This window comes from Hyalangium sp., assembly GCF_035629615.1.
Classification (GTDB): Bacteria; Myxococcota; Myxococcia; order Myxococcales; family Myxococcaceae; genus Hyalangium.
Genome location: NZ_DASPHO010000524.1, coordinates 1 through 5,661, shown reverse-complemented (window position 1 = coordinate 5,661; position 5,661 = coordinate 1). Strand labels below are relative to the sequence as shown.

6 protein-coding genes are annotated in these 5,661 nt (G+C 69.6%); 3 read left to right on the top strand and 3 right to left on the bottom strand.

Annotated features, from left to right (window positions below; translation table 11 throughout):
• The coding region (locus VD972_RS26605; protein ID WP_324991548.1) for a GAF domain-containing sensor histidine kinase at positions 1-2,208 on the top strand (2,208 nt) is incomplete at its 5' end.
• Here VD972_RS26605 and VD972_RS26600 read toward each other — a convergent pair.
• The 3 genes from VD972_RS26600 to VD972_RS26590 all read right to left on the bottom strand — a co-directional run bounded on the left by VD972_RS26600 (position 2,205) and on the right by VD972_RS26590 (position 4,104).
• Positions 2,205-2,393 (bottom strand): hypothetical protein, encoded by a 189-nt coding sequence (locus VD972_RS26600; protein ID WP_324991547.1) that lies wholly within the window; start codon positions 2,391-2,393, stop codon positions 2,205-2,207. The genes VD972_RS26605 and VD972_RS26600 overlap by 4 nt on opposite strands.
• 165 nt (positions 2,394-2,558) lie before the next feature.
• The gene (locus VD972_RS26595) at positions 2,559-2,810 is read right to left on the bottom strand and encodes a peroxidase (RefSeq protein ID WP_324991546.1); all 252 of its coding nucleotides are present in this window, start codon (positions 2,808-2,810) and stop codon (positions 2,559-2,561) included.
• A 43-nt stretch (positions 2,811-2,853) separates the two neighbouring features.
• On the bottom strand, positions 2,854-4,104 hold the full coding sequence (locus tag VD972_RS26590) for an SLC13 family permease (RefSeq protein ID WP_324991545.1): 1,251 nt from the start codon (positions 4,102-4,104) through the stop codon (positions 2,854-2,856).
• Positions 4,105-4,172: 68 nt separating this feature from the next.
• On the opposite strand from VD972_RS26590, the gene rtcA reads away from it, so the two are divergent.
• Together rtcA and VD972_RS26580 are read left to right on the top strand one after the other, a co-directional pair.
• Positions 4,173-5,249 carry an RNA 3'-terminal phosphate cyclase gene (rtcA, locus tag VD972_RS26585; protein WP_324991544.1) on the top strand — a complete coding sequence of 359 codons (1,077 nt, stop codon included), beginning with the start codon at positions 4,173-4,175 and terminating at the stop codon, positions 5,247-5,249.
• A gap of 32 nt (positions 5,250-5,281) precedes the next feature.
• Positions 5,282-5,661, top strand: a 380-nt coding sequence (locus tag VD972_RS26580; RefSeq protein WP_324991543.1) for a glycosyltransferase, incomplete at its 3' end; no start/stop codon positions are given.

Below are 5,661 nucleotides of genomic sequence, written 5' to 3'. Positions count from 1 at the left end.
CGGGAGTCCGTGGCGCGGCTCGAGTTCACGCGCAAGGCCAGCTACGAGGACATTGGCTCCATCATCACCATCTACCAGCGCCACGTGCAGCAGCTGCGGGGGCTGTCCTCGTCGCTGAAGTCCCTGGACGGAGACGGCTTCTCCGAGGCGGAGTTCGAGTCCCGGCTGGCGAGCCGTGGACCGCAGCTCATGTCCTGCGTCTATTTCATCGCCAAGGCGAAGGCGCGGTTCCTCGGAGGAGCGCCTGAAGAGGCCCGCGAGGCGCTGGCAGCTGCCGAGAAAGATCTGAGGGTCGTCGGCGGTCTCATCGCCCGGTACGACTATGAGCTGTATGGCGCGTTGAGTCTGGCAGCCTGCCTCCGGAGCGCGCCTCCACCGCAGCGGGAGGAGCTCCTGGGTGCCCTGCGGCGGCACCACCAGCAGCTGGCTGTCTGGGCCCGGCTCTGCCCGGAGAACTTCCTCGCCGCGGAGCGGATGGTGGCCGGCGAGCTGGCGCGGGTGATGGGAGACACCGACGAGGCGATGCAGGCCTACGAGAAGGCGATGCAGGCGGCCCGTGAGTACGGCGTCATCCCTCACGCCGCCCTGGCCGCGGAGCTGGCCGCCCACTTCTTGAAGGAGCGGGGGTGGGGGACGGCCGCGAGTGCCTACGCGCACGACGCCTGGGAGGCCTACCGGCAGTGGGGAGCCGAGGGGAAGATGCGGCAGCTGGAGGCCTGGTGGCCGCGCGTGGCGGTTCCCCGCGAAGCGAGCACGGGCACCGCTACGGCCCCCTCGCAGCTCGATGCGCTGAGCGTGGTGAAGGCCCAGCAGGCCGTCTCCCGGGAGATCGTCCTGGACAAGCTGGTCGCCACGCTCATGGGGGTGGCGCTGCAGAGTGCGGGCGCTCAGCGCGGGGCGCTGCTGCTGAAACAGGGTGAGCTCTTGAAGGTGGTCGCCGTCTCGGATGCCGCGGGGACCCGGCCCCGCGAGCCGCACGAAGCGCTTCCCTGGACGTTGCTGGCCTATGTGCGGCGCACTGGCGATCCCGTCCTCATCGACGACACGTCCCAGCCTCACACCTTCTCGAGCGACACCGAGCTGCTGAGGCGGCAGGCCCGCTCCGTGCTCTGCCTGCCCTTGCACCGCAAGGACGAGTTCTATGGGGCGCTCTACCTGGAGAACTCCCTCACCACCGAGGCGTTCTCCCGGGAGCGCCTGGAGCTGCTGGGCCACATTGCCTCGCAGGCCGCCATCTCGATCGAGAATGCCCGCCTGTACACGGACCTGCATCGCGCCGAGGCCGCGCTCCGTCAGGCCAACGAGGAGCTGGAGCGACGGGTGGAGGAGCGGACGCGGGAGCTGACGAAGGCCCAGTCCCAGCTGGTGGAGACAGCGCGCATGGTCGGCATGGCGGAGGTGGCCACCAACGTGCTGCACGACGTGGGTAACGCGCTCACCACCATCGTCGTGGACACGGGGATGATGCGCCAGGCTGTCGCCTCCTCGCGGCTGAGCCGGATGAGGCAGGTGGCGGCGTTGATGGAGGAGCACCGCGCGGATCTGCCGCGCTTCTTCGCGCAGGATCCCCGCGGCAACCACCTGGTGGACTACCTCTCGAGCCTCACCACGGAGCTGGCCAAGGAGCAGGGGACGCTCCAGAACACGCTGGAGGACATGGACAAGAACGTCAGCCGGGTGCGCGCCATCATCCAGATGCAGCAGACGTATGCCACCTCCACGCTGATGCCGGAGGAGTGCGAGATGGGTGAGCTGCTCGAGGATGCACTGCGGCTGCAGCAGGGAGCCCTGGAGCGCGCGAGCATCCAGGTGACTCGGGAGGTGTCACCGCTGCCTCGAGTGAAGGTGGATCGCTACAAGGTGCTGCAGATCCTGTTCAATCTGCTCAGCAACGCCTGCCATGCGCTGGAGGAAGGGCCGCTGGGCAACAGGTGCCTGGCGGTGCGGGTGGCGGCGCGGGGCGAGTGGGCTCGCATCCAGGTGGTAGACAGCGGCGTGGGGATCGCTCCGGAGCTGAAGCCACGGCTGTTCAGCCAGGGGTTCACCACCCGCGAGGACGGGCAGGGGATTGGCCTGCACTCCAGCGCGTTGGCGGCCCAGCTGCTGGGGGGCCGGCTGACGCTGGAGAGCGAGGGCCCCGACAAGGGCGCCACCGCCACGCTGGACCTCCCGCTCGCACCGCCCCAGGTCGCAGTGGCGCAGGCCTAGCCGGAGCCAGGCTCGGCGTAGCCACCCTGGGCCAGCCGCTCGCCGCTCATGGCATAGAGCTCGGCCGAGTGGTGGCCCACGCCGTTGGCATCGATCCACCGGTTGTAGAAGTTGAACAGCGCGCAGACGTTGATGGCGTCGTAGAGGGCCTCGTCTGACCAGCCGGTGGCCTTCACTGCGTCCATGTCCTCCTGGCGGATCTTCGCGGGGGAGAGGTTGACCTTCTCGATGAAGAGGAACAGGGCCCGCTCGGCTTCCGGAATGGGAGCGGTGTGGGGGTTCTCGAGGATGGCCTCGACCTTCTTCGCATCACCCAGCAGCTTCGCCGCGACCGCGGCGTGAGAGTGCGTTCAAAACAAGCAGTGGTTGCCCCGAGAGGTGAAGGCGGCGATCAGCTCGCGCATGCCGGGCGGCAGGGGCGAGGGGCCACGCATCACGGCCTCGGTGAAGACGGACAACGGGCCCGTCACCCTCGGCTTGAACGCGAAGAGGTGCCAGATGCGAGGGAAGGGCCTGCCCGCCGCGCTGGCCCTGCGGATCATCTCCGCGTAGTGGCCGGCGCCCTGGTGGGCCTCGACCCCCTTCAGAAACATTGGATGCATGAGCGCGTCTCCCGAGAGCCCAGCCTATACCGCGGCTTCGGCCTCAGAACAGCGCGTGCTCCGCCAGCAGCACGGCGAGCCCCACGATGAAGCTCGCGAGCGTCACTGGCACGCCCACGCGCAGGTAGCCCAGGAAGGACACCTTCACCTTGTCGCGCGCGGCCTCGAAGACGATGAGGTTGGCCACACTGCCGATCAGCGTGAGGTTGCCCGCCAGCGTGGAGCACAGCGCCAGCACGTGCCAGCCCAGCTCCGGATCCTGCAGTGTGGGCACCCACGTCCGCGCCAGCATCACGAACGGCACGTTGCTGAAGAGGTTCGAGGCCACCAGCGTCAGCGCCGCGAACCCCAGCGTCTCCCGCCACGGAGGCCCCGCCATCAGCGGGGAGAACAGCGCCCGGAGCTCCCCCGTCCAGCCGTACTTGTTCACCCCGTACACCACGACAAAGAGGCTGGCGAAGAACAGCAGCAGCACGAAGTCCACCCGCTCCATGATGGAGCGAGGCTCGCGGCGGGCCAGGGCCATCACCACCGCCGCCCCCGCGAGCGCCGTCCAGCTCATGGGGAAGCCCGCGAAGAAGGCCACCACCACCACGGCCAGCACCGCCACCGTCATCGCCAGCAACGGCCGATCCACCGGAGGCGGAGGCGGGTGCGGATCGAAGCGCTTCGAGGGCAGCTCCTTTCGGAACAGGTACAGCAGCAGCGCGATGACGACGCCCGTGGACAGGATCGCCGGCAGGGCCATGTACGCAGCGAAGCTCGCGTAGGACAGCCCCGAGGCCCCCTGGATGAGCATGTTCTGCGGGTTGCCCGTGAAGGTGGCCACCGAGCCGCTGTTGGAGCCCATGCACACCGCCATCAGGTACGGCACGGGAGGCAGGCGCGCGTCCTCCACCACCGCCAGCACCAGCGGCGCCAGCATCAGGCACACGGTGTCATTCACGAGGAAGGCAGACAGCACGGCGCTGATGCCCGTCACCGCCGCCAACAGCAGCCGGGGCGTGTGCGCCAGTCGCACCGTGTACGCGCCCGCAGTCCGGAAGAAGGCCGCCTGCGCCAGGTACGCCGCCAACAGCATCATCCCCAGCAGCAGGATGATCGTGTCCAGGTCTACCGCGTGACGGGCCTGCTCCTCGCTGTGGTTGAAGACCTCGGCGGGGGTGACGACGCCGAACACCACCATCAGCACGGCGCCCAGCAGTGCGCCCCCCGGCCGGTCCAGCTTGAGGAAGGGAAGACGGGCCCCGGCGATGAAGACGTAGGTGAACAGGAAGATGACGAGGGCGGTCACGAAGCGCGGACAGTACCCCAGGTGCTTCTGCTACGCTGGAGCCCTCACGCCTCGCCGCAAGGGACATCATGACCGGCACCAGCCGGCCCGACGAGGGGCCGGTGCAGCTTGACGGCAGCGAAGGCGAGGGGGGAGGGCAGATCCTCCGCTCGGCGCTCTCGCTGTCGCTCATCACCGGCCGCCCGTTCCACATCACCCGCCTGCGCGAGCGCAGGGAGCCCCCCGGCCTGCGTCCCCAGCATCTGGCCTGCGTGCGCGGCGCAGAGGCCCTCAGCTCGAGCACCAGCGAGGGGGCCTCCCTGGGCGCCTCGGAGCTGTCCTTCACCTCAGGCCCCGTGCGACCGGGAGACTACGTGCTGGAAGTAGGCACGGCCGGCAGCACTCCGCTGCTCTTCCAGTGCCTCTTCTTCCCGCTGGCCCTGGCGGGCGGCGGGGTGCTCACCCTCCGCGGTGGGACGCACGTGCCGCACAGCCCCAGCTACCACTACCTCGCCAACGTCTGGCTGCCGGTGATGCATGCCTACGGGCTGCAGGCCTCGCTCAGCCTGACCCACGCTGGCTTCTACCCGGAGGGTGACGGCGAGTTCCATGGGGAGATCGCTCCTCCGCGCGAGCCGCCCAGGCTGGTGGATCTTCCAGCGCGCGGCATGCTGCAGGACATCACCCTCAGCACCTTCATCGGCGGGCTGCCCTTCTCCATCGCCGACCGCCAGTCCCGCGCCGCCGAGGCGGCCCTGCGCGAGCGGGGGCTCTACAGCCACACGCAGAACCGGGCCCTGCCCGTCACCCGCTCGGCGGGGAGCGTCACCTTCATCCTGGCGCAGTTCGAGAACACCTTCGCCGGCTTCGCCGCGGTGGGCGAGCGGGGACGGCCAGCGGAGGAGGTCGGGCGCGAGGCCGCCGAGGCCGTGGCGCGCTTCATGGAGTCCGCGGGGGCCATCGACGAGCACCTCGGCGATCAGATCCTGCTGCCGGCGGCCCTGCTCGCCGCGGGCCGACTGGGCCCTGCCTCACCGGGCACCACGCGCTTCACGACTTCCCAGGTGACGGAGCACCTGATGACCCACGCCCGCGTCATCGAGCGCTTCCTGCCGGTGAAGGTGGCCGTGGAGCCGGGCGGCGCAGTGGAGGTTCGTCCGGCCTGAGGCGCGAGGGCCGCGAAGTCCAGGAGGCTTGCATGCGCATCTGCGTCACGACGTTCGGTTCGGAGGGGGACTTCCAGCCCTATTTCGCCCTGGCCGTCGGGCTGCGGCAGGCAGGGCACGAGGTGGTGTTCGCCAGCGTCGATCGCTACGCCGAGCGGGGGCGGGCGCTCGGGCTGACGTACGCGACCGTGGGGCGGCCTTGGGTCGACAAGGCAGGCCCCGAGGTCGCCGAGGCCTTCCGGGATCGGAACCCCGCCAGGCAGGCGGGACAGTTCACTCGGCTGCTCGAGGACGATCTCGCCGCCATGGTCCCCGGGCTCCTCGAGGTGACACGTGACGTGGACCTCGTCGTCAGCCATGTCTTCAACGTGGCAGGAACGGCCGCGGCCCGCGCGAACCAGAAGCCCGTGGT